The organism is Streptomyces flaveolus, assembly GCF_000716535.1.
Lineage (GTDB): Bacteria > Actinomycetota > Actinomycetes > Streptomycetales > Streptomycetaceae > Streptomyces > Streptomyces flaveolus_A.
The window spans coordinates 1-23,459 of sequence record NZ_JNWV01000077.1 but is presented as its reverse complement, the minus strand read 5'-3'; the positions used below and the strand labels follow the sequence as shown (position 1 = coordinate 23,459).

Sequence of the window (23,459 nt, the reverse complement as noted above, 5' to 3'; positions counted from 1 at the left end):
GCCGTGCCACCCGGAGCCGCACCGCGCAGAGGGTGAGGACCGCGCGGTGACCGGGGTCCGGGTGGTTCGCGGCCGTACGCCCGCGGGCGAGTGCCTCGGCTGACTCTGCCGCCGGGTACGGCTCAGTTCGTCCGGATGCCGTGGGACAGGAGCCTGCTGCCGTGCACGAACTGGTCGAGCGGTTGCAGACGGTCGAGGGCGTCGTCGTCCAGGACCACGTCGACGGCGGCGGCGTTCTGCTCCAGCCAGCGCACCCGCTTGGTGCCGGGGATGGGCACGATCGGCACGCCCAGCCGCTCGGACTGGGCGGAGACCCAGGCCAGGGCGACCTGCGCGGGCGCCAGGCCGCGCTCCGCGGCGATCTCGCGCACGGTGTCGGCGATGCGGAGGTTCGCCTGGTAGTCGCTGCCTCCGAACCGCGCGTTGCGCGCGCGGACGTCGTCCGCGGTGATGGCCTTGGGGTCGAACGTGCCGGTCAGGAATCCCCGGCCGAGGGGCGAGTACGGCACCAGACCCACGCCCAGCTCGGCCATGACCGGGGTCACCGCTTCGACGTCGCGTGTCCACAGTGAGTACTCGCTCTGCACGGCGGTGATGGGGTGCACGGCGTGGGCCCGACGCAGCAGGTCCGCGTCCACCTCGGACAGGCCGAGGTGACGCACCTTGCCGGCCTTCACGAGGTCGGCCATGGCGCCCACCGTCTCCTCGATCTCGGCGTTCTGCGGCGGCCGGTGCAGGTAGTACAGGTCGATGACGTCGATGCCCAGCCGGGTCAGGGAGGCCTCGGCGGAGCGCTTGACGTAGGCGGCGTCTCCACGGAACGTCCGTGCGTCGTCTCCGGAGCTACGGTCGATGCCGAACTTCGTCGCGATGCGGACGTCGTCGCGACGCCCGGCGACACCGCGGCCGAGCAGAACCTCGTTGTGACCGCTGCCGTACTGGTCGGCGGTGTCGAAGAGGGTGATGCCCAGGTCGATCGCACGACGGATCGTGGTGATCGACTCGTCCCAGTCGGTCGGCCCGTAGTACTCGCTCATGCCCATGCAGCCGAGCCCCTGCGCCGACACCGTCATCGCACCGAGTGCCACTGATTTCATCATCGAGTCCCTTCCTTGCCAGTGAGTCCCCCCGTTGGGAACGGTTCCACTCCGACAGGCGGCCGGCTCGTGGCCCTGCCCGCGGTGCCAGGGTCTCCAGCCTTGCGCACCACGGGACGGGACGCTGTCAGGCGTTCCGTCCAGTGCGCGGTCGGGATGTCCCCACGACCACGGCAGGTGAACCGGGCGCGTCCCGGGGAAGCCCGGCTTCCGACCCCGCGGTGACCGCTGACGCCACGGTACGCACGGTATGCGGATCGGCGGTGTCGATCCACGGTGTGCCACACCCAGGGAAACCTGCGTCCTGGTTGACGGATGTCGACCGCAGCAGGCTCCACAGTGTTGGCGATGAGACGAGCGTCCGTCCTCACACATGACATCAAGGGAGTCATCAACGTGGCACTCAGCAAGGAACTCTGCACGACAGCTGGGACCCGGATGAATCGCGTCCTGACTCTGTTGTTCGCCGTGGCGGGTGGTGCCGCGGTCGGCAACCTCTACTACGCGCAGCCTCTGCTGGGGGACATCGCGGATTCGCTGCACGTGAGCGAAGGCTCCACCGGGTTGCTGGTCACCGCGGTCCAGGTCGGGTACGCGCTCGGGATCGTGCTCCTGGTCCCCCTCGGTGATCGCCGGGACCGGCGCCGGCTCGTACCGTCCCTCATGGTCGCGTGCGCGGCGGCGCTCGCGATCTGCTCGGTCGCGCCCGGGGTCCCGGTGCTGGCCGCGGCGTTCGTCGCCATGGGTGTGACGACCGTGTCCGGGCAGGTGCTGGTCGCGTTCGCGGGCGACCTGGCGGCCGACGCCGACAGGGGGCGCGTGGTGGGCGTCGTGGTCAGCGGTCTCGTGACCGGCATCCTGGTGGCTCGGGTCGTCAGCGGGCTGATCGCGGAAGTGGCCGGATGGCGTGCCGTGTACGTCGTCGCCGCGTGTGTCATGGTGGTGCTGGCGGTGGTCCTGTACCGGGTGACCCCCTCGCTGCCGGCCAGGACGACGGTGCCGTACCGGCAGTTGCTGCGCTCCACGGCGTCCCTGCTCAAGGAGCCCGTGCTGCGTGTGGCGGTCGCTTTTGGATCGATCGGCTTCGCCACCTTCACCATGTTCTGGACGGCCCTCACCTTTCTGCTCAGCGGCCCTCCCCACGACTGGTCCACGGCCCGGATCGGCCTGCTCGGGGTCGTCGGGCTGGTGGGATCGCTGGCGGCACAGGGGTCCGGACGCCTTCATGACCGGGGCTGGTCCGTGCCCGTGACCGGCTGGTCCTGGGCGCTGGCGATCGTGGCCTGGCTCTGCGGGATGGCCGGCGCGCACGACTTCGCCTGGCTGATCGTCTCGATCCTCGCCCTGGACGTGGCCACCCAGTCCCGCAACATCCTGAACCAGGCACGCGTCCTGGCGCTGTCACCGGAAGCGCGCAGCCGCGTCAACACCGTGTACGTCTGCGGCAACTTCTGCGGTGGCGCCCTTGGTTCGACCGTCGCGACCGCGCTGTGGGCGGTCGGCGGCTGGAGCGCGATCTGCTGGACGGGAGCCGGTCTGTCCGCACTCGGCGCGCTCGTCTGGGCACGAACGCGCACCCTCATGGCAGCGGAAACAGCACAAGCGAACTGAAGTCAGGAGAAAGACATGAGGCACACCAAGCTCGCGGGACTGGATGTCGCCCGTATCGGACTGGGTTGCATGGGCATGTCCGCCTACTACACGGGCGCCGGAACCGACGACCAGGAGTCCATACGCACCATCCACCGCGCGTTGGACCTCGGCGTCACGCTGCTCGACACGGCGGACGTCTACGGCCCGCACACCAATGAGGAACTGGTGGGACGAGCGCTCGCCGGCCGCCGGGACGACGTCGTTCTCGCCACCAAGTTCGGTCTTGTCTCCTACCGTCCCGACAGCACGGGGCAACAGGACAGCACACCGGCCAACATCCGGCTGGCGGTGGAGGGATCACTGCGTCGCCTGGCCACGGACCGGATCGATCTGTACTACCAGCACCGCGTCGACCCGAACGTGCCGATCGAGGAGACCGTGGGCACGCTGAAGGAACTGGTCGACGAGGGAAAGATCCGCCACATCGGCCTGTCGGAGGCCTCCGCGCAGACCATCCGGCGAGCCCACGCCGTCCACCCGATCACCGCCGTACAGACGGAGTACTCGCTGTGGACGCGGGACGTCCAGACGGACGTCCTTCCCGTGCTGCGCGAGCTGGGCATCGGGCTCGTCCCCTACTCGCCGCTGGGACGCGGATTCCTCGCGGGCGCCGTCCGCCGTGCGGACCAGCTCGACCAGGACGACTTCCGGCGGACCATTCCCCGGTTCGCCGACGCCAACCTCGCCACGAACCTGCGGATCGCCGACGAAGTCTCCGCCGTGGCCGGGGAGATCGGCGCCACCTCCGCCCAGGTCGCCCTGGCCTGGCTGCTGGCGCAGGGCGACGACGTGGTCCCGATTCCCGGCACGAAGCGGGTGGACCGTGCCGAGGAGAACGCCGGCGCGGACGATCTCCGGCTCAGCAGCGCCCAGTTGTCCCGGCTCGACGCCCTCGGCGGCGCCGCGGGCGAGCGCTACGGCGAGGCGAACATGACCGCCATCGACCGGTGAACCAGCGAACACACCGCCCACCGGGCCCTACTGAACACCGCACACCACTGAACATCAGAGACCACTGAGAGAGCATTCCATGAGCACTGATTCCCTGTCCGACTACCGTCTTCTGGGGCGTTCGGGTCTTCGTGTCTCTCCCCTGTCCCTGGGCACCATGACCTTCGGTGACGACTGGGGCTGGGGCGCGGGGCCCGACGAGGCCCGCCGCATCTTCGACCTGTACGTCGACCGGGGCGGCAACTTCGTCGACACGTCCGTCAACTACACCGACGGCTCCGCGGAGCGCCTCCTCGGGCAGTTCGTCAAGGACAAGCGGGACAAGGTCGTCATCGCCACGAAGTACACCATGGCCCGTGAGCGGGGGAACCCGAACTCGGGCGGCAACCACCGCCTGAACATGGTGCGGTCGCTGGAGACCAGCCTGCGCAACCTCGGCACCGATCACATCGACCTGTTCTACCTGCACGGCTGGGATCACACGACCCCGCACGAGGAGGTCATGCGGGGCCTGGACGACCTGGTACGCGGCGGCAAGGTCAGTTACATCGGCATCTCCAACACCCCGGCCTGGCGGATCTCCGCCATGCAGACGCTCGCCGACCTGCGCGGCTGGACGCCCCTGATCGCGCTGCAGATCGAGTACAGCCTCATCCAGCGGACCGTGGAGCACGAGCTGATCCCGATGGCACGTGAGCTGGGACTGGGCGTACTGCCCTGGTCCGCGCTCGGCGGCGGGCTGCTCACCGGCAAGTACAGCCGGGCCGACCTGGCCGGGCAGGAGGAGCAGAACTCCGCGGCCGGCTCCCGCAAGGGAGTGATCGCGGCCTCCGGCAACCTCACCGAGCGCGGCGTGACCATCGCCGAGGCGGTCAAGGAGGTCGCCGCCCAGGTGGGCGCCAGCCCGGCCCAGGTCGCACTGGCCTGGACCCTGCTCAACCCGGCCGTCGTCTCCCCGGTCCTCGGCGCGCGCACCGTAAGCCAGCTGGAGGACAACCTCGGAGCACTCGACGTCGTCCTCGACCAGGAACACATCGCACGCCTGGACGCCGTCAGCCGCCCCGACCCCGTCTTCCCGTACGGCTTCGTCTCCACCCCCATGGTCCAGGACCTCATCTTCGGCGGCGCCCGCGTCACCACCCGCCACCAGCCCTGAACCGGACACCCACCCGCCGGCGCCACCACCACGGCCCCCGGGTCCCTCCCAACGACCACCCCGATTCCGACGAAAGGCAATCGTGAAACGCAGCACCACCGCTTCGCTGCTCACGGTCACCGCGCTGGCCGTCTCGCTGGCGGCTCCGGGCGGCCAGGCGCTGGCCGCGGACCCGGCGCTGACCGACGTCCACACGATCAGGCACCTGGACCTGGCGGCCGGTGAGCAGCCCGAGAACCTGACCGTCGAACGCGACGGCTCCCTCGACCTGACGATGTCCTTCGCCCGCGGCATCGAGCGGCTGACCCCCGACGGACACCTGACCACGCTGGCCACCCTGCCCGCCCCGCCCGAGGGAACCGATGTTCCGCTCATCGGCCGGGCCTTCGTGGGCGGCATCGTCGTGTCGCCGGACGGCACGCGGTACGTCACCTATGCCGCCGGCACCGACGCCCTGACAGGCGTGTGGCAGCTGCCCCAGCACGGCGCCCCGCGCCGGGTGGCCGCCCTGCCGGCCGCCGCCGTGCCCAACAGCCTCGCCCTGTACCGCGGCCGGTTGTACGTCAGCGACTCCGCCCTCGGCGCGGTGTGGCGCGTCCCCCTGGGCGGCGGCACCGCCACGGTCTGGTCACAGGCTCCGGAACTGTCCGCCACGCCGGGCAAGTTCGGTGCCAACGGGCTGAAGGTGCGCCACGGCGCCGTATGGGTCGGCAACTTCGACCGGGGCACGCTGCTGCGCATACCGGTCCGCCACGACGGCACGGCCGGCCAGGTCCACCGCGTGGCGGACGGACTGGGCCCGGTCGACGACTTCGACTTCACCGGACACGGCGACGACGCCCTCGTCTCCACCAACCCCGGCAACGAGGTCGAGCTGGTCCGCGGGGACGGCTCCCACCGCACCGTCCTCACCGCCGCCGACGGGCTGCAGAACCCCACGGCCGTCGCCGTGCGCCGCGACCGGGTGTACGTCACGGACGCCGCCTACTTCACCGCCGTCGACCCGAACATCGTCGGCGCGCGGCTGCACGGTCGTCACTGACGGTGGCTGAAGCGGCCGGCGGGACGTTCCTGGCCGCTGAGTCCGGTCGCAGACGGCAGCAAGCACGGTCGCAGTGCGCGGACTGAGACCGTGCTTGCCGTCGGATACGGTGGTCACGCGAGCCCGCCGGAGGTCCACGTCCACCTGGGACAGCTCGCCGTTCTTGAGGGTGAAGTCCGCCGTCACCTTGGCGTTGGGCGCGTCCTTCAGGTCCTTGTCCGTCGGCAGCTCCATGCCCGGCGGCAGGTCCTTCGCCAGCCCTACGGGGGCGCCGGGGCGTGGCGGAAGTACAAGGTGCGCACCGCCACCGAGGCCGTCATCGGTGCCGTGAACGGCTCCCGGACGGTGCTGCTCGGCCGCGCTACGACCCCGCGGGACGGCTGCAGCACGACGAGCGCAGCACCACGCTGTCCCAGCGCGTAGGCCGCGCCCTGGGCGACGTCCTGGTCCCGCCGCAGGGTGTGCATCCGTGGCAGGGGTGGACGTTCTCTGCGGGCTGGGGAACACAGCGCACGCTGGAGGTGGTCCTGGTGGAGCCCGCGGTGGTGCTGAAGGTGGCGGTCGACGTCGCCCGGGACGCGGCTGGACGGTTCCGCCACCCGGCCCGCCCGCACCGCATCCGCACGGACTGGAGGTTGAGCAGGTGCCGCTGTTCGGCGAGTTCTGAACCTGCCACGCTGACCTGGCGGATCTTGCCGACACCGCTACAGCCCTGCCTCACTGCCTCCCACCGAGGCAGACGGGGCGGGGCCCGTTAGGGCCGGCCGCACTCGGCCGAGCGCTGCACGGCCAGGTAGGGCGTGTAGCAGGGCGCGCTTGCGGGGGCCGGGGAAGTCCGGGCCCGGACGAGGAACCGTTCCACGTCCAGCAGACCGTCCGGGTCGGGTTTGTGGCTCAGGGCGGCCCGGGCCAGAAGCCGGTCCAGCGGTTCGGGAGAGTCGCAGTGCTGGGACAGGTAGGCGGCCACGGCTGCGGGCGGCGGGTTCCAGGCGGGTGCGGTCCAGGAGGGTCATGAGCAGTGCGGATTCCAGGACGCGGCTGTGGCAGGGGCTGTGCAGGGTTCCGTCCGGCTGGATCATGTTGAGGAGATGAGAGCGCAGGCGGGCGGTGGCGGGGACCAGTTCGGCAGGCAGCGCGCACTGCGGCCAACGGGGCATGTATGCGGCCGGGGCAGCGATTCTCATCGGGCTCGGTTCCTCCACATCGTCGTATTCGGCCTGTACCTGTTGCGCCCTGTCGAATGGCTCTGCCGGGTCAGAGCAGCGGTCCTGACGGGTGAGGGGGTGCCGGCGGCCCGGGTTCGGGGGTGAAGCGCCCGGTGCGGGCCAGCCACCGCAGCGTGGCGGTCATGAACGTCTGCGTCAGGTCCACGTACCGGCGCACGTCTGCCTGCCGTTCGAGGGGCACACCGTGGCCTGCGCGCAGGGCGGTGGCGGCGGTGCTGAAGTCGCGGCGGCGTTCGGCGATCAAGGTCGCGGCCCGTGCACGGGCCGCGGCCGGGCAGCAGCGGTCCTGCCGGGCGAGGACGGTCACCAGGTTGTCCTGACCGGCAGCCGCGTCATCGGCCACCGAGGCCAGATCATTGGCCCATCCGGCCACATCGGCCAACGACTGCCGCAGCTCGCCCAGTCGGGCACTGACCTGCCCACACTCCCCCAGGGGGGCATTGCCGGTGCGTTCCAGCACGTCGAGCAGCGGAAGCAGGGTGATCGTGCGGCGGCGCAACCGCACGTAGGGCTCGAAAGGCAGCCGGACACCGTTACGGCGCAGGGCCACTTCCTCCTCGGTCGCGTCCAGGAAGTCGGTGTAATCCTCGGTGAACCGCTCCCGCCACCGGGCGGACATCCCCTCGGCCGTGCGCTCCCACAGCCCCCTCAGCACGACGGCATGCACAGACGTCGCCGCAGGCACCAGACCACCGCCGACGGCCAGGACCGCGCGCAACGGAGCAGTGAACTTCTCCACCTCATCCGGGACCAGCCCCATGCTTTGCCGATCGATCTTGTCGTCCACCAGGCAATCGCAGGTCGGGAGACGGCAGTGGGCCCGACGCAGAGCTGTATCGGACACCTGCGAGAGAGGACGCCGTGGAGGATGCTCTACGAGACCGCAGGACGCTCGGAGGAGATGTTGGGCATGCGTATCTCTCCGGTCGCCCGATGGCGAACGGCCACCCTGCCCTTGGCGGTGGTCTTCCCACTCGGCCGCGCCAGTGCGCCGGGAGCGTCAACTTCGCCGGTGGCCGATTCACTCTCGCCAGGGATAACCGCAAAGGTTCAACGGTGGCCTTCGGTCATGACGGGGAGGGCTGGAGAGAGTTGGGAGGCATGTGTGGTGGCTGCGATTGCCTTGACCTCATGCATGACGGCGTGGAGGGAGCAGCTCCGGGGGGTGGATTCCGCAAACGTGTCTCGCGGGATTGGCCAAACCCCGCCACTCGTCACTTTACGTGTTCGCTCGAATGCGATGCGCTACGGGATGTTTCGGCTCCGCCACGGCACGCAGTTGCGGCCGGCCAGCGGCGCATTCCAGACGCGTCGACTCGAGGGGAAGAACCATGACCACACCGCCCGCTGCTCCGCTCCGCGTCGCCCTGACCAACGGCAGCTTCGAACAGCCCGCCGTGACCGGTGTGGAGCTCCTGCCGGACGCCTCACAGACGCAGGCATCCAAGTGGGTCCCGGGCTGGCTGACCACCGCCTCCGACCACAAGATCGAACTGTGGCAGTCGGGCACCCACGGTGTACCAGCAGCCGACGGCGCCCAGTTCGCCGAGCTCAACGCGAACGAGGTCTCCACGCTCTATCAAGACCTGCCGACCACGCCCGGTACGAAGCTGTACTGGCGGCTGTACCACCGCGGCCGCCAGGGGGACGACACCATGGCACTGGACATCGGCGCGCCCGGGTCCACGGTGGAGCAGAGGCAATTCAACGACGGCACCACCGCCTGGGGCTACTACACCGGCACCTACACCGTCCCGGCAGGCCAGACACTGACGCGCTTCGCGTTCCGGTCCGTCTCCGCCGCCGGCGGCAACCGCAGCGTCGGCAACTTCCTGGACGGCATCTTCTTCGGCACCGCCCCCTACGTGGAACTCGCCAAGACCGCCATTCCCGCAGGGCCGCTGGAGGTGGGCGACGTCGTCACCTACCGCATCACCGCCAAGAACGAAGGCGGCGGTGGGCCGAGAACCTCATCCTGAGCGATGTCATCCCGCCGGGCACGACGTACCTGCCCGGTTCCCTGCGCATCGTCGACGGCCCGAACGCCGGAGCAAAGAGCGACGCGCAAGGCGACGACCAGGCGTACTACGACGCCGCAGCGAACAAGGTCGTCTTCCATCTCGGCGACGGCGCCTCCGCCGCGGCGGGAGGCAGCCTGCCCAGCACCGAGACCCTGCCGGCAGGGACCACGGTGGAGTACCGGGCCGTCATCGACCGGGCCAGTGGCGGCAAACAGATCAGCAACACCGCAACCGCCTCCTACGACAACCGGCTCGGTGACACGCCGGAGCCCCTGACCTCCACCTCCAACGAACAGGTCACACAGGTCAAGCCGGCCGCAGACCTGACCGTGACGAAGGCAGCCGACGCCACCACCGTCACCGTCGGCCAGACCGTGACCTACCGCATCACCGTCCACAACACCGGCCCGAACGACGCCACCGGCGTCACCGTCACCGACCAGCTTCCCGAGGGCCTCACCTTCCTGTCCGCCGAGGGCACACCCGCAAGCTACGACCCGGCCACCGGGCAGTGGGCCGTGGGCGACCTGGCCGACGGCGCCACCACCACCCTCGTACTTCGAGCCAAAGCCACCAAGGCCGGTCTGATCAGCAACACCGCCACCGCCACCAGCAACGAAAAGGACCCCGACACCACCAACAACACGGACGCCGTCAGCGTCTGCGTCGAACCGGCCCCCTCCTGCTGCGACCCCTGCGCCAGCTAACGAGTTGGTGCGTGATAGCGGGTGAGGCGTCTTAGCCTGGTCGTGGCCTGTTTTCAGATGTTGATGTTGCGGTCGGAGACGAGGCTGGCGATGGCGCGGTAGGTGTCGGGCAGGCGGTCGCGGCGGTGGGTCCAGCGCGTCAGTTGCTTCCAGCGTTTGTGGTCGGCGAGGGCGTGTTCGACGGTGATGCGGTCGGAGGAGTGTTCGTGGCGGTCGCGTTCCCACTGCTGGACTCTGCTGGGCAGTGCTCCCGGGCGCGGTTTTCGTGGTGGTGTGATCGCTTGCCCGCGGTGGTCGCGGCTCAAGCCGAGGTAGCCGTCGTCCAAGAGGACCTCGACGTCGGGGAAGTGCTGGAAGCAGACGGCGATGCCCTCGTTGCGGGCGGCCGTGGCATCGTGCATACGTCCAGGTCGCAGGGTGTCGGTCCATATGGTGCGGCCCCGCCAGTCAGCGATGACGGTGGCCTTCATGGTGTTCTGTTTCTTCTTCCCGGAAACGAATGCGCGCCGTCCGCCGCGGCCGGCCGGTGGCCGGCGGACCTGGATCTCGGTGGCGTCCAGCCTCAGCTCCACACCTTCGGCCTGGGCGTAGGCGAACACGTCGGCCAGAGTCCGTAATCGCAGGCCGGGGCGGTCGGGGACCGCACACCCCCGCTCGGCCAGTAGCGTACGGATCTCTGCGATCGCGCTCGTGACGGTGGAGCGGCCGACGCCGAACAGCAGGCCCAGTACCGAGTGCGGCAGGTCGTGCCGCAGATGGATCAGCGTGGCCACCAGCCGGTCGACGAAGACCAGCTGGTGGCGAGCACCGGCTCCTGCGGCCCGCTTCCTGGCCCCGCCTCGTGAAGCATGGCGACGACCCTCAACCTCGGCGTGCCACGGCACCGCCAACTCCTCCACCAAGAGGGCGAGATGACTCCGAGAGATCCCCGTGAACAGCCGGTGCGCCAGCAGCGCCCGATTGACCATGATCGCCATAGACGGATCATGCCACCGGCCAGGCACGACGCCTCACCCGCTATCACGCACCAACTCGTTAGTGATGGCGCAGAACGGTTGGGTCCGCTGATCAGGGCCTCCAACACTTCAGGACGCACCCCCCGTAACCGGCCGTGAGCCGGCGTCGAGCCGACGCCGGCCGTTGAGGGGACGGCGGGTCCTGATGTGCGGGCGGTGGAGGTGGTGGGCGGCGTAGCGTTCGATGACCAGGAGGACGGCGTCGTCTTCGGGTTCGTGGCCGATGTGATCCAGCAGATCGTGGTGGATGCCGCGGATTAGGGCTTCAGGCCCGGAGGCGGGGACGGAGACGGCGCGCTCGGTGAGGGGGTAGAAGGCTCCGTCGGGTGAGCGGGCTTCGATGACGCCGTCGGTGTAGAGCAGCAGCATGTCGCCGTCCTCGAATGTGAAGGGGTCGGGGTGGTGGCCGGGGGCAGGCAGTTCGCACACGCCCAAGGGGGGTACGGGACGTCGCGCGTGCAGGGCGGTGACCTGGTGATCGTGCAGCATCAGGGGCGGGGGGTGGCCGAAGTTGACCATCTCCGCGTGTGAACCGTGGTCGGGGATGTCGAGCAGCAGAGCGGTGATGAAGTGCTCGCCCGGATGCTCGGTGCCCGCCACGTCCTCCAGGCTCTTGCAGACGCTCACTTCCAGGGCCGCCGCGAGTTCGGGCAGGGTGGTGTAGCGGTGTGCGCCCTCGCGGAAAGCGCCCAGCACCATTGATGCTTCGCCGATGGCGGCCAGTCCCTTGCCCCGGACGTCGCCGATGATCACCCGGATGCCGCCGTCGGAGCGGGCGAGCGCGAAGAGGTCGCCGCCGATGCGTGTCTCGTCCTCGGCTGCCAGGTACCGCCAGGCCACTCGCAGCGGCCCGATCCGGCGGGGTGGGGGCCGCAGCAGTACAAGCTGCGCCGTCTCGGCCACGGAACGTGCCCGGTTCAGTTCCCGGCTGCGCCGCTCGCGCACGTGGCAGACGAAGACGACCAGCGCGGACAGCACGGTCAGGGCGATGGTCTGCGAGAGATGGTTGGGCGTGGTCAGTCTGTCGTGGAGCATGCCGATGAGCACCTGGGCGGCCACCGCCAGCGCCCCGACGAGGGCGGTCAGTCGCGGGCCGGCCAGAGACGCGGTGAGCGCTGGCGCGACCACCAGCAGGGGACCCAGATGAACGTCTGGCGGGGATTGGATGTCCACCACGGTGATCACGACGATCAGCGCAAGGGGGATTGCCACCAGCCTGCGGCCCAGCTGCTGCTCCGGGAGGCGGTCCACCGGCACACGCCCCGCACCCATACATATCGGTATACACCCCCGGGTGTTTTCCCTGGTCGCGCACATTCGCAACCAACGCCGCACGATCACATCCGCAGGTGTGCGGGGCGGCCGGTCACGCGCTACGCGGGCGACGGCCTACGGTCTTCTTCGCGCTTGTTTTCTTCGCCGCGGCCTTCTTGGCCGGCTGCTTCTTCGCGGCTGTCTCCTTCGGTTTCGGCAGCTCGTGCACTTCCGCAGGACCTATGCCCTCAGCGCGTGAGGCCTTGGCCTTCTGCACTGACTCCTGCAGCGCGGCCATCAGGTCGAGCACCTGCGCCGGCTGCTCCGGCTCCGGCGCCTCGGGAAGCGGCTTGGCCTCCCGTTTGGCCTCGATGATCTGCGCGATCGCCTCGGTATACCGGTCGGTGAAGTCCGGACCTTCAAGCGAGTCGGTGGTCATGGTGTCCATGAGAGCGAGTGCGCCCTCGATCTCCGCCTCGGACACCTCGGTCGGTGGCGGGAGCAGCTCGGTGGGGTCGCGGATCTCGTCGGGCCAGCGCATGGCGTGCAGGACCAGGACGTCGTCGCGGACCCGCAGCAGGCCGAGTCTCTCCCGGCCAGACCAGGCGTACTTGGCGACGGCCACCTTCGACGACCGCGACAGGGCCTTGACCAGGAGCTTGTAGGGCTTGGCCGCGACCTGGCCGGCGGGCTGGAGGTAGTAGCCGTCGGCGATCCGGATCGGGTCGACCGACTCCAGCGGCACGAACGCGTCGATCTCGATCGCCTTCGCGGTCGGCAGGGGCAGGTTGCTGAGGTCCTCGTCGGTGATCGGGATGACCTGCGTCTTGGTCAGCTCGTATCCCTTGCCGATCTCGTCCTGGGAGACCTCGCGGTCCTCCAGCTCGCACACCTTGCGGTAGCGGACCCGCCCCTGATCAGTCACGTGGTACTGGTGGAAACGGATGGAGTGGTCCTCGGTCGCGCTGACCACCTGGATCGGCACCGTGACCAGGCCGAAGGAGATCGCGCCGGACCAGATCGCTCGGGGCATGACACACCTTTCCTACTCGCCCCGAGCACCCCCAGCCTGGACGTCACCTGCGCCCGCACCGTGCCAGCACACCAGCGCCCGCCCAAGTGGCGTACGCAAAAGGCCCGCTGTATGCGTTGTGAATGCCCCCCAGGGTGAGGGTGTCGCGGCCCGGCCCCCGAGTCCGGTCGCACCACCCTCACCGGACACCGGCCCGGAACGTCGGCGAGCATCCGAATGGGATGGGACGGCTACCTCACCCGGCTGCCCCCGCCACGCGCGTGCGGAAGGTGGGCCGCCCCCGCACGAGGCGACCCACCGTAGACGTCGTCCGGCTCAAGGGCCGGCGTCATCTACCGCCGCGTGAGGTCAGTGGCGGTGCCCGTCGCGGTGGTCACCGCCGCGGCGCCAGTCGTCGCCGCGGTGGTGCCGGTCGTCGCCGCGGTGGTCGCGGTCGTAGCCCCAGGCCACCTCGTCGACAAACCGGTCGCGGTCGTTGCGCAGGGTCGCGGTGTCGGAACGGTTGTCCCACACGTACGCCCGCCGGTCCTGGTACATGTCCCTCCGGCTGTCGCGGCCGATGCCGGTGTGGACGCGGACGGTGGCGCGTCCGTTCAGCCGGTAGTGGTCGAAGGTGTAGGTGTGGCCGTCCTCGTCGGAGAAGGTCCAGCCGTCCAGGTTCACCGCCCGCCGCGAGTCGTTGGTGATCTCCACCCACTCGGCCTTCAGCGAGCGGTTGGAACGGTCGTCGCGGCCCGGGGAGTCGTACTGCACGTCGCTGATGTACACCACCGGGCGGTACTGGCGGTGGTGGTGGTCGGCGGCCGACGCCGGCAGCGCCACCGCCCCCACCACCGCAGCGGCCACACCAGCGAGGGCGGTCAGACGACGGACGGAAGAAGAAACGGACACGAAGGTCCCCCTTCAAGGTGCGCACACCCAGCCCAGGCCGCAGCGTTGAAACCGCAACCCAGCTGAGTGCGTTGTGCTGGTGCGCAGCCGGTCGGCCCCGCACCCACACCTTCCGGCCAGTACCTCGAACCGTGAGCGATTGACGAAGCCTGTTACGGATTGAGCGGATTTCTGTGACACTCACCTGCAATGACCACTGATCGGCTGAATCGGGCAGACCGGTGCGGCATCGAATGCCGGGCCCTTGGAACCACCGGGCTTCAAGCGACGCATCGCCGGACTGGGCCACCCCACCGCGACGAGCGCACTCACCCGAAAGTGAGTAACAGCCCGGCCCGCCAATTGGGCCGCCGGACCGGTCGCTGGACGCGGCGGCGGCTCGTCCTGAACAGGCGGCTGCGGCCCGCTTGCGGGCTGTCTGTCGCCCCCGGCACGGTGACCCGGCACTGCGACGGCAGGAAGGTCCGCGGCTACGTCGCCCACCCGCGCGCCACACCCTTCGGGCGCTGCCCGCACCCGCCCGAGGGCGCCCGCGAGGTCGTACAGCAGCAGCGGCCTGCCTGCTCCCGGCATCGAAAGGCCGCCGGACGCTGTCGCGGCCGTGGCAAGCCATCGCACACGTTGCCATGCCGACCCTGCTCCTCTACCGGCGGTAGAGGAGCAGCGGTAGAGTCGGGTTATGGCAGCAGACGAGACGAGCATCAAGGTCAGCGCGGCGGCGCGGGACCGGCTGGCCCAGCTGGCGGCCGAGCACGGCACCACCATCCGGGCCCTGGTGGAGGACCTCGCGCAGGGCACTCCGACGAAGGCCGAGTACGCCGAGCGTGCCGAGCTGGCCCGCGCCGAGCTCGCCTCCGCGCTCGGCAGCGCGCCGAGCGCGGAGGCCGAGGCGAAGGCCCGCACCCTGCTGGAGCGCCTGGGTGCCACTGCGCACAACCCGCAGGCGGCCGCGTAGTGGCGGCGATCGCGGTCGTTTTGGACCACACGACCGCCGGGGCGCTGTACGACCCAAAGGACCCGTTCAACGAGGCGGTCGCCGCGTTCTACGTCCAGGCCTCCGGCGGACTCGGCGACCTGTACGCGCCCGTCCTGTCGCTCACGGCCGGCGACTCCGAGCGGCCGGGCCTGCTCAGCTACATCAAGGGGCTGCGGTTCATCCGGATCGAGGCGTTCGACACCGACGCCGCGGTCACCGCCACCGAACTGCTGCGTTTCGGGCACTCCTGGGCCACCGTCCACGCCATACACGCCGCCCGCCCGTCGGCCGCCCACCCGAGCGGCCGGTACCTGCTCACCCTGACACCGAAGGCGTATGCGGGCACCGGCGTCCAGGCCGTCCACCCCGGCGAGTAACCGGCCGGCGCGCGCCCGGCGGGGCGGCCCCGTACCAGGGCGCGCGGCAAGAAGGGGCCACCCCCCAACCGCGCGGTCCTATACCTGGAATCGATGACACCAGCAGGCTGACGCACGCCCGTTGGGCTCCCAACGGGACTCGACCGCCCGGCGCCTCGTCGAGCGGCCGGCGTGGCGGTGAGAGAGTGGTCGCATGTGCGGTCGATATGTTGCCACCTGCAGCCCGCAGGACCTCGCGCAGCTGTTCCACGCCGCCCAGTGGCCCACCATGGAGGTGCTGGAACCCAGCTGGAACGTCGCGCCGACCGACGAGGTGTGGACCGTCCTGGAACGCGCCCCGCGCGACGAGGGCGGTGCCGCGGCACCGGTGAGGGAGCTGCGGGCGCTGCGCTGGGGTCTGGTGCCGTCCTGGGCGAAGGACCCGAAGATCGGCGCGCGGATGATCAACGCGCGGGTGGAGACCGTGCACGAGAAGCCGGCGTTCCGCCGCGCGTTCCGCACACGCCGCTGCCTGCTTCCGGCGGACGGCTTCTACGAGTGGCAGCCGGGTAAGGACCCGGTCACCGGCAAGGCGCGCAAGCAGCCGTTCTTCATCCACCCCGAGGACGGCCAGGTGATGGCGCTGGCCGGGCTGTACGCGTACTGGCGCGACCCGGCCATCCCCCAGGACGACGACCCGGCCGCCTGGCTGACGACCTGCACCATCATCACCACCGAGGCCACCGACGCAGCCGGCCGCGTACACCCGCGCATGCCCCTCGCCCTCACCGAGGACCACTACCAGACCTGGCTCGACCCCGCCCACCAGGACCCCGACGAACTGAGGGCCCTGCTCGGCCAGCCCGCCGGCGGGCACCTGGAGGCTCGCCCGGTCTCCACGGCCGTCAACAACGTCCGCAACAACGGCCCCCAGCTCCTCGAACCGGTCAGCCCGTAGCCGCAGCCAGGGTCGTGCCGCGATGACTCGCAAGTCATGGCGCACACGGGCGAGGACGGGCACGCCGACTGGCTGCACCGGTCCCAGCAGCACGTCACCGGCCTGCGCTGACCGGCTACCGGAGGACCACAGCCGCCTCGACGCAGTCGTACGACGCGTCCCCCGCACCGCCTCCGAGGCTCCCGCCGAGCAGCACACGCGCGCGCACGTCTCCGCTTCACCGTTGCCGTGCTACTCGGGAAGCGACTCCTCCCCGAGTCCGTCACCGCGCCGCCTGACCACAGGGATGGGCTCCGTCATCGCGCGTCGGATGGCGCGGCGCTGGGCTGCCGTTGTGGCCCCCCAGATGCCGTCGTCCTCTCCATGATCGAGCGCCCAGGTACGGCACGCGATGATGACCGGACAACGGCGGCATATCGCTCGGGCCAGGGCGGCCTCTGTCCCGGGAGCCGCCAGGTCGGAGAGAGGAAAGAAGATGTCGGGATCTTCTCCGACGCATGAGGCTTGATCGCGCCAGTCGGAAGCCGCCGGGTGTCCCCTGGACGAACAGGTCATGACGCACCTCTTCATGGCCGCGTGCGGCCAGGCGGAACGGCTGCGGCACGGCACTCCGCAGCGCCGCAGTCCCGGCAGAGGTTCGTGGCATTTTATGCCGAATCACCGCATCCGTGGTAGCCCGTCGGCGCGCCACCTATGACCGGGCTGAGGACGAGCCCGACGCCCGTCCTCTACCGCCGACGGGCGGCCGGAGGCCGGGCGCGGACAGCCCGGGGGCGCGGACAGAACCACCACGGCCGGACGGCGGAAGGCGGCCTCCAAGCACGGCGCCGCGCGACCGCAGAACGGCGGGGCGCCGGGCTGACGGCGGCGCGGCGCGACGGCCCCGGCCGACGCGCAACCGGCTGAGCGCGCCCTGATCCCCGGCCGCGCCGCCCAGCCCGCCCGGCAGCTCCCGCTCGAGCGGGAGCTCAAAGCGGGCCTCGGCGAGCACGGCTGGACGGGAGGAGACAGCACGGTCTTAAGGTGTATGCCGGGATGGCGCCGGTCACACCCGAGGGCTGTTTTCAGTACCACCAGCGATACCTGGACTGACCCCGACGGCATCCCCCGCGCCTCCGCCGTCGCCTACGACCAGGTCTCCGCCCGCCGACAGCGGGACGAAGTCCCAGGGGGAGTCCGGCACGGCGTCCCCGGCCTCCACGGGCCCGTGCCGAGCCGCGGACGTCGGTGGGCCCATGGGTGTACCGGACCGTGAGGGGAGGGCTGAGCCCCCCAGACCCTGGTGCAGGGGCTCAGGAGCGCACATTCCCTTCTTCCCTTAGGTCACGAGCGCTCGCCCAGGCGCATCGTCCCGGACCCTCACCACTTCATTCCCGTACGAGAGCGCCATCGGATGCGCGGTGCGGGCGGACGAACAACGAGGCACAGTATCCGCGCCTACATGCGGCCTCACTGTCGGTCGGCGTGAGCCCCAACATCCATGACTGTTGACTGTTCGCGCACACCCGACCGTACCGACCTTTCGTTGGGCGCATCGGTCGTGCGTAGGGCTCGTTAAGGAGCGGGCCGTCGGCCGTGTCAAGGACGCCGAACACGATCAGGTTCGCCGGCGCGGCCCGGGCGGCCTGCCGGGCAGCGGCGCCGCGACGGCGGGCCCGGGCCTGAAGCTCGCCGAAGTCGAGACGGCCCTCCGTGGCGACGACCAGCTCGCCATCGAGGACCAAGGGTGCGTGCAGGGCCCGGCCAGCCGCCGTGATCTCGCAGAAAGCACTGCTGAGGTCGGCGCCGTTCCTGGACTGCAGGTACGCGCGACCGGGCCCCGCGAAGAGCACCGCGCGGTAGCCGTCGGGCTTCTGCTCGAAGGCCAGCCCGCCCGGCAGCGCCCGCTCGGGCGGGAGCCCGGGGCGGGCCTCGGCGAGCATCGGCCGGAGGGGAGGAGACAGCACAGTCCCGGTGTATGCCGGACGGGCGCCGGTCGCACCCGAGGGCTGTTGTCAGTGGGTGACGTACCCCACGCGCCGGTGCCGGAACCGAGCGGCGGTCACGTCACGGCCCGGCAGGTCCGCAGCCCGCCGCTTCCGCCGGCCTGGTCACCGTCCGCGGAGGGCGGCGCCCCGGGAGACCAGACCCCGTGCCCGCTGCGGGAGACTGGCGGCCTCCAGGGCACTGTATCTGCCGCTCGCCATGAGTTGGAACTTGACACCCTCTCGGCCTTCGGGGTGGTCGTAGCCGTCGGGGAGGTAGCCCCGGTAGTGCTCGCTGGCGCGTTCGAAGAACCGCGGGCGCTCGGAGCGGGAGAGACATCCCTCGAGGTTGAGCAGGAAGAGATAGTGGCGAATCATGCGGGTGAAGAGAGCGGGAGCCACCACGTCCAGGGCGCCGCGCTCGCCGAGCAGGCCGAAGCTCTCTTCGTACCGGCCGAAGACGTCGAAGTGGGTGCCGTCGGGTGAGCCTGCGGGGTGCTGGGTGTGCCGGCGGCGGATCTGCACGCAGTTCCATTTCAGGACGGCGATCCGGTCGGCGGCGAGCATGGCCCGGTGGACGACTGTGACCTCCTCGTGGAGACCGTCGGGGAAGGCGAGTTGCTGCCCGGTCCACAGCTCGCGGCGGACGAGACGGTCCCAGGAGTAGGCGGGAGCACCGAAGAACTCGGGCCGGTCGAGCGGGGCGAAGGGTTCACTTCCCTGCTGGGCCAGCAGGCCGGCCGCGACACCGGGCCACGAGCGGCCGCGGTGGAGGCGGGTGTGCCCGAAGAGAAGAACATCCGGCTCGCCCGCCGCTCGCAGCCGGTCGGCCATCGCCTGCAGCGTTTCGCCCCGGACGATGTGATCGCTGTCCAGAAAGAGCAGGTAGTCACCGGCGGCGCGCTCGGCCCCCGCGTTGCGTATCCGGCCGATGCCGGCGACACCCGTCAGCCGTACGACCGAGAGCCGCCCATCGCGCCGGGCATAGTCGTCCACCAAGTCCGCGGGGCAGTGGGCAGACTGGTCCAGGACCGCGACGACCTCCACGTCCTGGAAGGACTGGTCCAGGATCGATTTCAGGCAGACCCCAAGTTGTCCCTGGAGGTCGTGCGCGGCGACTATGACGCTGATCAGCGGGGATGCGAGCACGGTGACCGAACATAATTGGACAGCTGACGGTGTGACAAGTCTCGTGATCACCCAGTCCACAGCACCATGAAAAGTCCCGCGTATGCTCACACCGCCTTCGCATAGCGGGCGTCCGGTCATCGCTCCGCCGCACACACCTCGCCACTGCGGCTCGCGCCGCGTGTACGGACATCGCGGGGCCGGCGGCACCCGACGACTGTGGGGCACCACCGGCTACCGGAGGGGGCAGGGGCCGTCAGCCGTTGGGATCGAAGGAGATGACCGACGGCATGGAATGCGCCAGCGCGTACTCGAAGTCGCCGTCCTTGATCTTGATGGTCGCCTCCCCGAAGTCGGCGCTCAGCAGCTTGTCGCGGTAACCGGCCGGGTAGCCGTTCCAGCCCACCAGCCGGGGGAGGCTCGTCGTTGCTGTTGGCGAACCGGAAGTCGTGGGTGGACAGTCCGTCCTTGTGGTAGACGATCTTCGGGTGTGTGCCGTCGAAGCGGACGGTGGTGCGGTCGGCCACCTGGTAGCCGGAGTGCTGGGACACCGAGACGTACTGGACCTCGTTGTTGTTGATCCACACCACGACGTGCTCCCAGTCGTGCCTGTGCCCGATGGCCGCCGGGCCGAGCGTCGCCTGGTCCTTCTCGAAGTAGCTGGCGTACATCACCGCGCACCAGCCGTTGTTGCACTTCTCGCGTGAGTAGGTGTTGGCGTTGGCCAGTTGGGCGTAGTCGTGGCAGTGCCCGTTGACGTCGCCGCCGAGCGGCAGGCCGGGGTTGATGGTGCCGTCGGCTCCGATGGCGGCGGTGGCGTAGCACCCGTCACCGTCGTAGTCGTAGGCGGGCGAGAAGGTCTGCTCCAGACCGTCGGCGTTCTGCGGCAGCAACTGCAGGACGTCGGCGTGGGCGCTCGCCGGGACGGCGACGACGAGCGTCATCGCGCCGAGGGCGCCGAAGAGGAACGTGCTCCAGGACTTGAGCCGTTTGGTGGGCGAGCATGCACGGCTGGGCGTCGGCATGGTGGAGTTCCCTCCTTGGTCGAGGGGTGAGGGGGGCGGGCTCGCCGCCGTCCTGCGGGTGGCGGGCAGGAGGGCGGAGAGAACGGCTGCGGGGCGGGGTCGGGCCATGGCGGGCGTGGCTTTTCGCGAGGGGTTGCGCCCCGGGCGGGACTCACCTCGGGAGCGATGAGTGGGACGCGCGGGGGTGTGGTCGACTCCTGAACCTCGGGCGTCGATTACTTTCGAGGCGCGGACCACTTTCGTCAAGACTTAAAGTAAGTAAGCTGATGCGCACACGAGTCAGCTACGCCACATCACTGCAGGAAGCTGTCGATGGGTGCCGCGTGGTATTCCGTCGCGCCCGCGGTGGTGATGCCGCCAGCTGAACCGGGCAGCCGCAGATCGCCGGCACCGCTCACGTACAGGTCGGCCGTTCCGTCACCGTCGGTGTCGCGCAGCCGTACCAGGCCGCCGAACTGGTCGTCGGCCGTCAACGCACCCGGGACACCGCGGGTGTTGCGGGCGAACCACTGTGAGCCGGCACCGGACAGGCCGCCCGCCCGCCCCTTGAAGATGTGCACACCGCCCGCGTACTCGTGGTCATCGATCTCCTCGCCCGGCACGCCGACTGCGAGATCCGCGTAGCCGTCGCCGTTGACGTCACCCGCCGAAATGGATGAGCCGAATTCGTCCCGGTTCTCGGGAGATCCGGTGACGCCACTGGTCGACTGGGTGAGGCGGGTGCTCCGGGACGGGCCGGCGGACGAGCCGTACCAGACGCTGACTCGGCCTTTGTGCTTCGAGTAGAGGGGGGTGCCGACGGCGATGTCGCCGTAGCCGTCCTTGTCGAAGTCGGCGATGACACCGTCGCCGCCGCGTTCGGAGCTGCCGCCGTTGCCGGATTCCGACTCCAGGCGGAGGCTCTTGCCCGGGGTGAGTGAGCTCGCGCCTCCCTTGATGAACCAGACGTCGGACGCGATGTATTCGGGGCTGACCACGTCACCGATGATCGCGAGGTCGGTCTTCTTGTCGCCGTTGACCTTGCCGGAGATCAGCGCGGTGGCGTAGAAGGACGACGTCTTGTCGAGCTTGGTCACGGTACCGGTGGTACCGGTGCGCTTGAAGGGGCCGCGGTAGACGTAGGTCATGGACTCGTTGATGACAGCCAGGTCCTGCTTGCCGTCCCCGTTGAAGTCGCCGGTCGCCAGGTCCTTGCCCATGTAGTTGTTGCGACCCGGGTTCTTGTTCGGCAGGGCCGTACCCGTGGACAGGCCGGAGGGGGACCCCCAAAGGATCGTCACGGCGCCCTGAAAATGGTTCTCGCCGGTCGCTGCCACCGCGAGGTCGCCGTAACCGTCGCCGTCGAAATCCGCGGCGGCCCGCACCTCGCCGAACATGTCGTCGGCCTCGTCGGATCCGGGCACGCCAGGGCTCGCCTGAGTGATGCGCTGCTGCTTGGGGCCGGGCCCGGTGGCTGTGCCGAAGACCACGGTGACACCGCCGCCCCCTCTTGCGCTGAAGCTCGAGTACGCGTAGTCGCGGAACCCGTCGCCGTTGAAGTCGTCGCCGTGCCGCGCGGGCGCGGCGCTCGCTGCCGCGGTGGGCAGAGTGAGGGGGATGAGGCCCGCTACCACGAAGGTGGCGAGCGTAGCCGTTGTGCGGACGGGCATGAGTGTCGGGGCTCCTAGTGATCGCGCAGACAGGGGGCTCAATCGGCGGACGAACAGAGTGCGTGGCCGCTGGTTCTCGGGGCGCCCCACGCCGTTCACCGAAAGTCTCCCGAGTGACGCGTGGGGTCCACCGAACAGGAGACCAGTAATGGGGCCGAAAGGTTGCACGTTGACGCAGAAGAACCTTCACAAGTGCTCATTTAGGAGGGCCGGTTGGCTGCGGCACGCGAGAACGGGGTTCGACTCAACTTTCGTGGTCCGTGCGCGCTCAGCGCAGCCTTCTCGGAGCACTGGCCGGCGCGCACAGAGGTCGGCAGCCGTGAGGTGGGGTGTGTGCAGCGCATCGCTGTAAAGCCGCATCTCACGAGCTGCTCGGTCGAGGTGCTGCCAGAAGGTCAGCGGCAGGTCGAGGTCGTCACCGAGATCGACGAGACAGTCGAAGGCCAGTCCCAGCTCGTTGTGCTGCAGGAACTCAAGCGTCGCTGAGAGGTCGATGTCCGCCAGGCCCGTCAGGTGGACCCGGGCGGCCTCGAGGTGGTTGCGGGTCCGGTTCCAGCTGGCCTGAAGCGCCTCGCGATCAACGGTCATGGCGTCAGTGTTGCCGGTGTTGTGCGTACGGTCACGCGGCTTTCGCCGGTCGGCCTCCCCAGCGGATGCCCTTCTCACTACGGATGCGAGCGCGCTCACGCCGTTGGGCGGCCAGCACGTCGGGATGGCGGGCGTTCCTGTTCCGCCAGCGCAGGTAGCCGTGCATGCGCGATCCGGGTCAGCCCTTTACCCGTCTGGCATCCGCCCGTACACGGACGGCCTGCGCGGCTGAACTCACGTGCTTCTCCCCCCTTTTCATCCCGCTGCTCTCGCTAGGTTTTCCACGACAGCGGACCGCACTGCTCAGGGGACTACCGTGGACATCGCCGAGGCCCAGAGGCTCGCGTGGGAGAACAAACTCAGCAAGGGGTTCAACACCACTGATGTGCCGATGGAGTTCGGGCTCCTGACGGCGGAGGTCGGCGAAGCCTTCACAGCCTGGCGTAAGCAGCTCCCCGACCGGGGCGAAGAGCTGGCCGACGTGTTCCTCTACCTGGCGGGGCTTGCCCAGATGCAGGGCGTGGACCTGGACGAGGAAGTCACGCGCAAGATCGAGAAGAATGCGCGTCGTACCTACGCCCCGGGGGCCAACGGCACCCTCCTGCGGACCGGGGAGGAATAGGCCGGGCGGTTCCCTGTGCCGGTCGGCGTTCGCGCCGGTTCGGCAGAGGGGGGTGCCTCTATGTCTTTCGTCAAGCGATCCGTGGGGTTCTGGGTTCGTAGAAGGTTCCGTCGCGGAGCATGGCGAACAGGACGCTGATGCGGTGG

General features: G+C 69.8%; 21 protein-coding genes and 3 pseudogenes. 9 read left to right on the top strand and 15 right to left on the bottom strand.

Features of this window, described 5'->3' with window-relative positions:
• Positions 1-122 precede the first annotated feature (122 nt).
• Positions 123-1,100 carry an aldo/keto reductase gene (locus OO52_RS44270; RefSeq protein ID WP_037631124.1) on the bottom strand — a complete coding sequence of 326 codons (978 nt, stop codon included), beginning with the start codon at positions 1,098-1,100 and terminating at the stop codon, positions 123-125.
• 345 nt (positions 1,101-1,445) lie between these two features.
• Between OO52_RS44270 and OO52_RS44265 the strand changes: the two genes are divergently transcribed.
• The 4 genes from OO52_RS44265 to OO52_RS44250 all read left to right on the top strand — a co-directional run bounded on the left by OO52_RS44265 (position 1,446) and on the right by OO52_RS44250 (position 5,899).
• A complete protein-coding gene (locus OO52_RS44265; RefSeq protein ID WP_199820065.1) occupies positions 1,446-2,708 on the top strand; it encodes an MFS transporter in 1,263 nt (420 codons plus the stop codon).
• A gap of 15 nt (positions 2,709-2,723) precedes the next feature.
• The gene (locus OO52_RS44260; RefSeq protein ID WP_030658891.1) at positions 2,724-3,701 is read left to right on the top strand and encodes an aldo/keto reductase; all 978 of its coding nucleotides are present in this window, start codon (positions 2,724-2,726) and stop codon (positions 3,699-3,701) included.
• Between the two features lie 79 nt (positions 3,702-3,780).
• Positions 3,781-4,857 carry an aldo/keto reductase gene (locus tag OO52_RS44255; RefSeq protein WP_030658892.1) on the top strand — a complete coding sequence of 359 codons (1,077 nt, stop codon included), beginning with the start codon at positions 3,781-3,783 and terminating at the stop codon, positions 4,855-4,857.
• A gap of 82 nt (positions 4,858-4,939) precedes the next feature.
• Positions 4,940-5,899 carry a hypothetical protein gene (locus OO52_RS44250; protein WP_106972179.1) on the top strand — a complete coding sequence of 320 codons (960 nt, stop codon included), beginning with the start codon at positions 4,940-4,942 and terminating at the stop codon, positions 5,897-5,899.
• A gap of 260 nt (positions 5,900-6,159) precedes the next feature.
• On the opposite strand, the gene OO52_RS51280 is transcribed toward OO52_RS44250, so the two are convergent.
• The 3 genes from OO52_RS51280 to OO52_RS44235 form a co-directional block, all read right to left on the bottom strand.
• Positions 6,160-6,366 (bottom strand): hypothetical protein, encoded by a 207-nt coding sequence (locus OO52_RS51280; protein WP_030940825.1) that lies wholly within the window; start codon positions 6,364-6,366, stop codon positions 6,160-6,162.
• Positions 6,367-6,653: 287 nt separating this feature from the next.
• A complete protein-coding gene (locus OO52_RS44240; RefSeq protein WP_030658898.1) occupies positions 6,654-6,866 on the bottom strand; it encodes a hypothetical protein in 213 nt (70 codons plus the stop codon).
• Positions 6,867-7,153: 287 nt separating this feature from the next.
• The gene (locus OO52_RS44235; RefSeq protein WP_158712656.1) at positions 7,154-7,912 is read right to left on the bottom strand and encodes a terpene synthase family protein; all 759 of its coding nucleotides are present in this window, start codon (positions 7,910-7,912) and stop codon (positions 7,154-7,156) included.
• Between the two features lie 544 nt (positions 7,913-8,456).
• Here OO52_RS44235 and OO52_RS44230 point away from each other — a divergent pair.
• Positions 8,457-9,853: pseudogene (locus tag OO52_RS44230) on the top strand (isopeptide-forming domain-containing fimbrial protein).
• 53 nt (positions 9,854-9,906) lie between these two features.
• Here OO52_RS44230 and OO52_RS44225 read toward each other — a convergent pair.
• The 4 genes from OO52_RS44225 to OO52_RS44210 form a co-directional block, all read right to left on the bottom strand.
• Positions 9,907-10,821, bottom strand: a complete 915-nt coding sequence (locus OO52_RS44225; RefSeq protein ID WP_030658902.1) for a transposase family protein — start codon at positions 10,819-10,821, stop codon at positions 9,907-9,909.
• A 117-nt stretch (positions 10,822-10,938) separates the two neighbouring features.
• Positions 10,939-12,141, bottom strand: coding sequence for a PP2C family protein-serine/threonine phosphatase (locus OO52_RS44220; RefSeq protein WP_063738856.1), 1,203 nt, complete (start codon positions 12,139-12,141; stop codon positions 10,939-10,941).
• Positions 12,142-12,235: 94 nt separating this feature from the next.
• Positions 12,236-13,156, bottom strand: a complete 921-nt coding sequence (locus OO52_RS44215) for a Ku protein (RefSeq protein WP_030658907.1) — start codon at positions 13,154-13,156, stop codon at positions 12,236-12,238.
• Positions 13,157-13,504: 348 nt separating this feature from the next.
• Positions 13,505-14,047: a lamin tail domain-containing protein gene (locus OO52_RS44210; RefSeq protein ID WP_030658909.1), complete on the bottom strand. Its 543-nt coding sequence runs from the start codon at positions 14,045-14,047 to the stop codon at positions 13,505-13,507.
• 679 nt (positions 14,048-14,726) lie between these two features.
• Here OO52_RS44210 and OO52_RS44205 point away from each other — a divergent pair.
• From OO52_RS44205 to OO52_RS44195, 3 genes are all read left to right on the top strand, one after another.
• Positions 14,727-15,002 (top strand): hypothetical protein, encoded by a 276-nt coding sequence (locus OO52_RS44205; RefSeq protein ID WP_030658911.1) that lies wholly within the window; start codon positions 14,727-14,729, stop codon positions 15,000-15,002.
• On the top strand, positions 15,002-15,400 hold the full coding sequence (locus OO52_RS44200; RefSeq protein WP_030658914.1) for a hypothetical protein: 399 nt from the start codon (positions 15,002-15,004) through the stop codon (positions 15,398-15,400). The genes OO52_RS44205 and OO52_RS44200 overlap by 1 nt, the downstream gene beginning before the upstream one ends.
• 193 nt (positions 15,401-15,593) lie before the next feature.
• Positions 15,594-16,337 (top strand): SOS response-associated peptidase, encoded by a 744-nt coding sequence (locus tag OO52_RS44195; RefSeq protein WP_030658916.1) that lies wholly within the window; start codon positions 15,594-15,596, stop codon positions 16,335-16,337.
• A gap of 231 nt (positions 16,338-16,568) precedes the next feature.
• Here OO52_RS44195 and OO52_RS49070 read toward each other — a convergent pair whose 3' ends face one another.
• From OO52_RS49070 to OO52_RS53745, 7 genes and pseudogenes are all read right to left on the bottom strand, one after another.
• Complete coding sequence (locus tag OO52_RS49070) at positions 16,569-16,892, bottom strand: WhiB family transcriptional regulator (protein ID WP_078877574.1); 324 nt, start codon at positions 16,890-16,892, stop codon at positions 16,569-16,571.
• A gap of 812 nt (positions 16,893-17,704) precedes the next feature.
• On the bottom strand, positions 17,705-18,259 hold the full coding sequence (locus OO52_RS44185; RefSeq protein ID WP_051819130.1) for a hypothetical protein: 555 nt from the start codon (positions 18,257-18,259) through the stop codon (positions 17,705-17,707).
• A gap of 168 nt (positions 18,260-18,427) precedes the next feature.
• Complete coding sequence (locus tag OO52_RS44180; RefSeq protein WP_051819131.1) at positions 18,428-19,450, bottom strand: glycosyltransferase family 2 protein; 1,023 nt, start codon at positions 19,448-19,450, stop codon at positions 18,428-18,430.
• 235 nt (positions 19,451-19,685) lie between these two features.
• Positions 19,686-20,373, bottom strand: a pseudogene (locus OO52_RS44175) (NPP1 family protein).
• 374 nt (positions 20,374-20,747) lie between these two features.
• Positions 20,748-22,103: an FG-GAP and VCBS repeat-containing protein gene (locus OO52_RS44170; RefSeq protein ID WP_037671428.1), complete on the bottom strand. Its 1,356-nt coding sequence runs from the start codon at positions 22,101-22,103 to the stop codon at positions 20,748-20,750.
• 186 nt (positions 22,104-22,289) lie between these two features.
• Complete coding sequence (locus OO52_RS44165; protein ID WP_158712655.1) at positions 22,290-22,691, bottom strand: MafI family immunity protein; 402 nt, start codon at positions 22,689-22,691, stop codon at positions 22,290-22,292.
• Between the two features lie 31 nt (positions 22,692-22,722).
• Positions 22,723-22,857: pseudogene (locus OO52_RS53745) on the bottom strand (IS630 family transposase); the annotation flags it as partial.
• A 150-nt stretch (positions 22,858-23,007) separates the two neighbouring features.
• On the opposite strand from OO52_RS53745, the gene OO52_RS44160 reads away from it, so the two are divergent.
• Positions 23,008-23,313, top strand: a complete 306-nt coding sequence (locus OO52_RS44160; protein WP_030659316.1) for a MazG nucleotide pyrophosphohydrolase domain-containing protein — start codon at positions 23,008-23,010, stop codon at positions 23,311-23,313.
• Positions 23,314-23,459 lie beyond the last annotated feature (146 nt).

Bases quoted from the DNA above. Each gene is read 5' to 3' on its own strand.
- OO52_RS44270 (WP_037631124.1), bottom strand. From the start codon at position 1,100: ATGATGAAATCAGTGGCACTCGGTGCGATGACGGTGTCGGCGCAGGGG.
- OO52_RS44265 (WP_199820065.1), top strand. From the start codon at position 1,446: ATGAGACGAGCGTCCGTCCTCACACATGACATCAAGGGAGTCATCAAC.
- OO52_RS44260 (WP_030658891.1), top strand. From the start codon at position 2,724: ATGAGGCACACCAAGCTCGCGGGACTGGATGTCGCCCGTATCGGACTG.
- OO52_RS44255 (WP_030658892.1), top strand. From the start codon at position 3,781: ATGAGCACTGATTCCCTGTCCGACTACCGTCTTCTGGGGCGTTCGGGT.
- OO52_RS51280 (WP_030940825.1), bottom strand. From the start codon at position 6,366: ATGCACACCCTGCGGCGGGACCAGGACGTCGCCCAGGGCGCGGCCTAC.
- OO52_RS44225 (WP_030658902.1), bottom strand. From the start codon at position 10,821: ATGGTCAATCGGGCGCTGCTGGCGCACCGGCTGTTCACGGGGATCTCT.
- OO52_RS44220 (WP_063738856.1), bottom strand. From the start codon at position 12,141: ATGGGTGCGGGGCGTGTGCCGGTGGACCGCCTCCCGGAGCAGCAGCTG.
- OO52_RS44215 (WP_030658907.1), bottom strand. From the start codon at position 13,156: ATGCCCCGAGCGATCTGGTCCGGCGCGATCTCCTTCGGCCTGGTCACG.
- OO52_RS44205 (WP_030658911.1), top strand. From the start codon at position 14,727: ATGGCAGCAGACGAGACGAGCATCAAGGTCAGCGCGGCGGCGCGGGAC.
- OO52_RS44195 (WP_030658916.1), top strand. From the start codon at position 15,594: ATGTGCGGTCGATATGTTGCCACCTGCAGCCCGCAGGACCTCGCGCAG.
- OO52_RS49070 (WP_078877574.1), bottom strand. From the start codon at position 16,892: ATGACCTGTTCGTCCAGGGGACACCCGGCGGCTTCCGACTGGCGCGAT.
- OO52_RS44185 (WP_051819130.1), bottom strand. From the start codon at position 18,259: ATGCTCGCCGAGGCCCGCCCCGGGCTCCCGCCCGAGCGGGCGCTGCCG.
- OO52_RS44170 (WP_037671428.1), bottom strand. From the start codon at position 22,103: ATGCCCGTCCGCACAACGGCTACGCTCGCCACCTTCGTGGTAGCGGGC.
- OO52_RS44165 (WP_158712655.1), bottom strand. From the start codon at position 22,691: ATGACCGTTGATCGCGAGGCGCTTCAGGCCAGCTGGAACCGGACCCGC.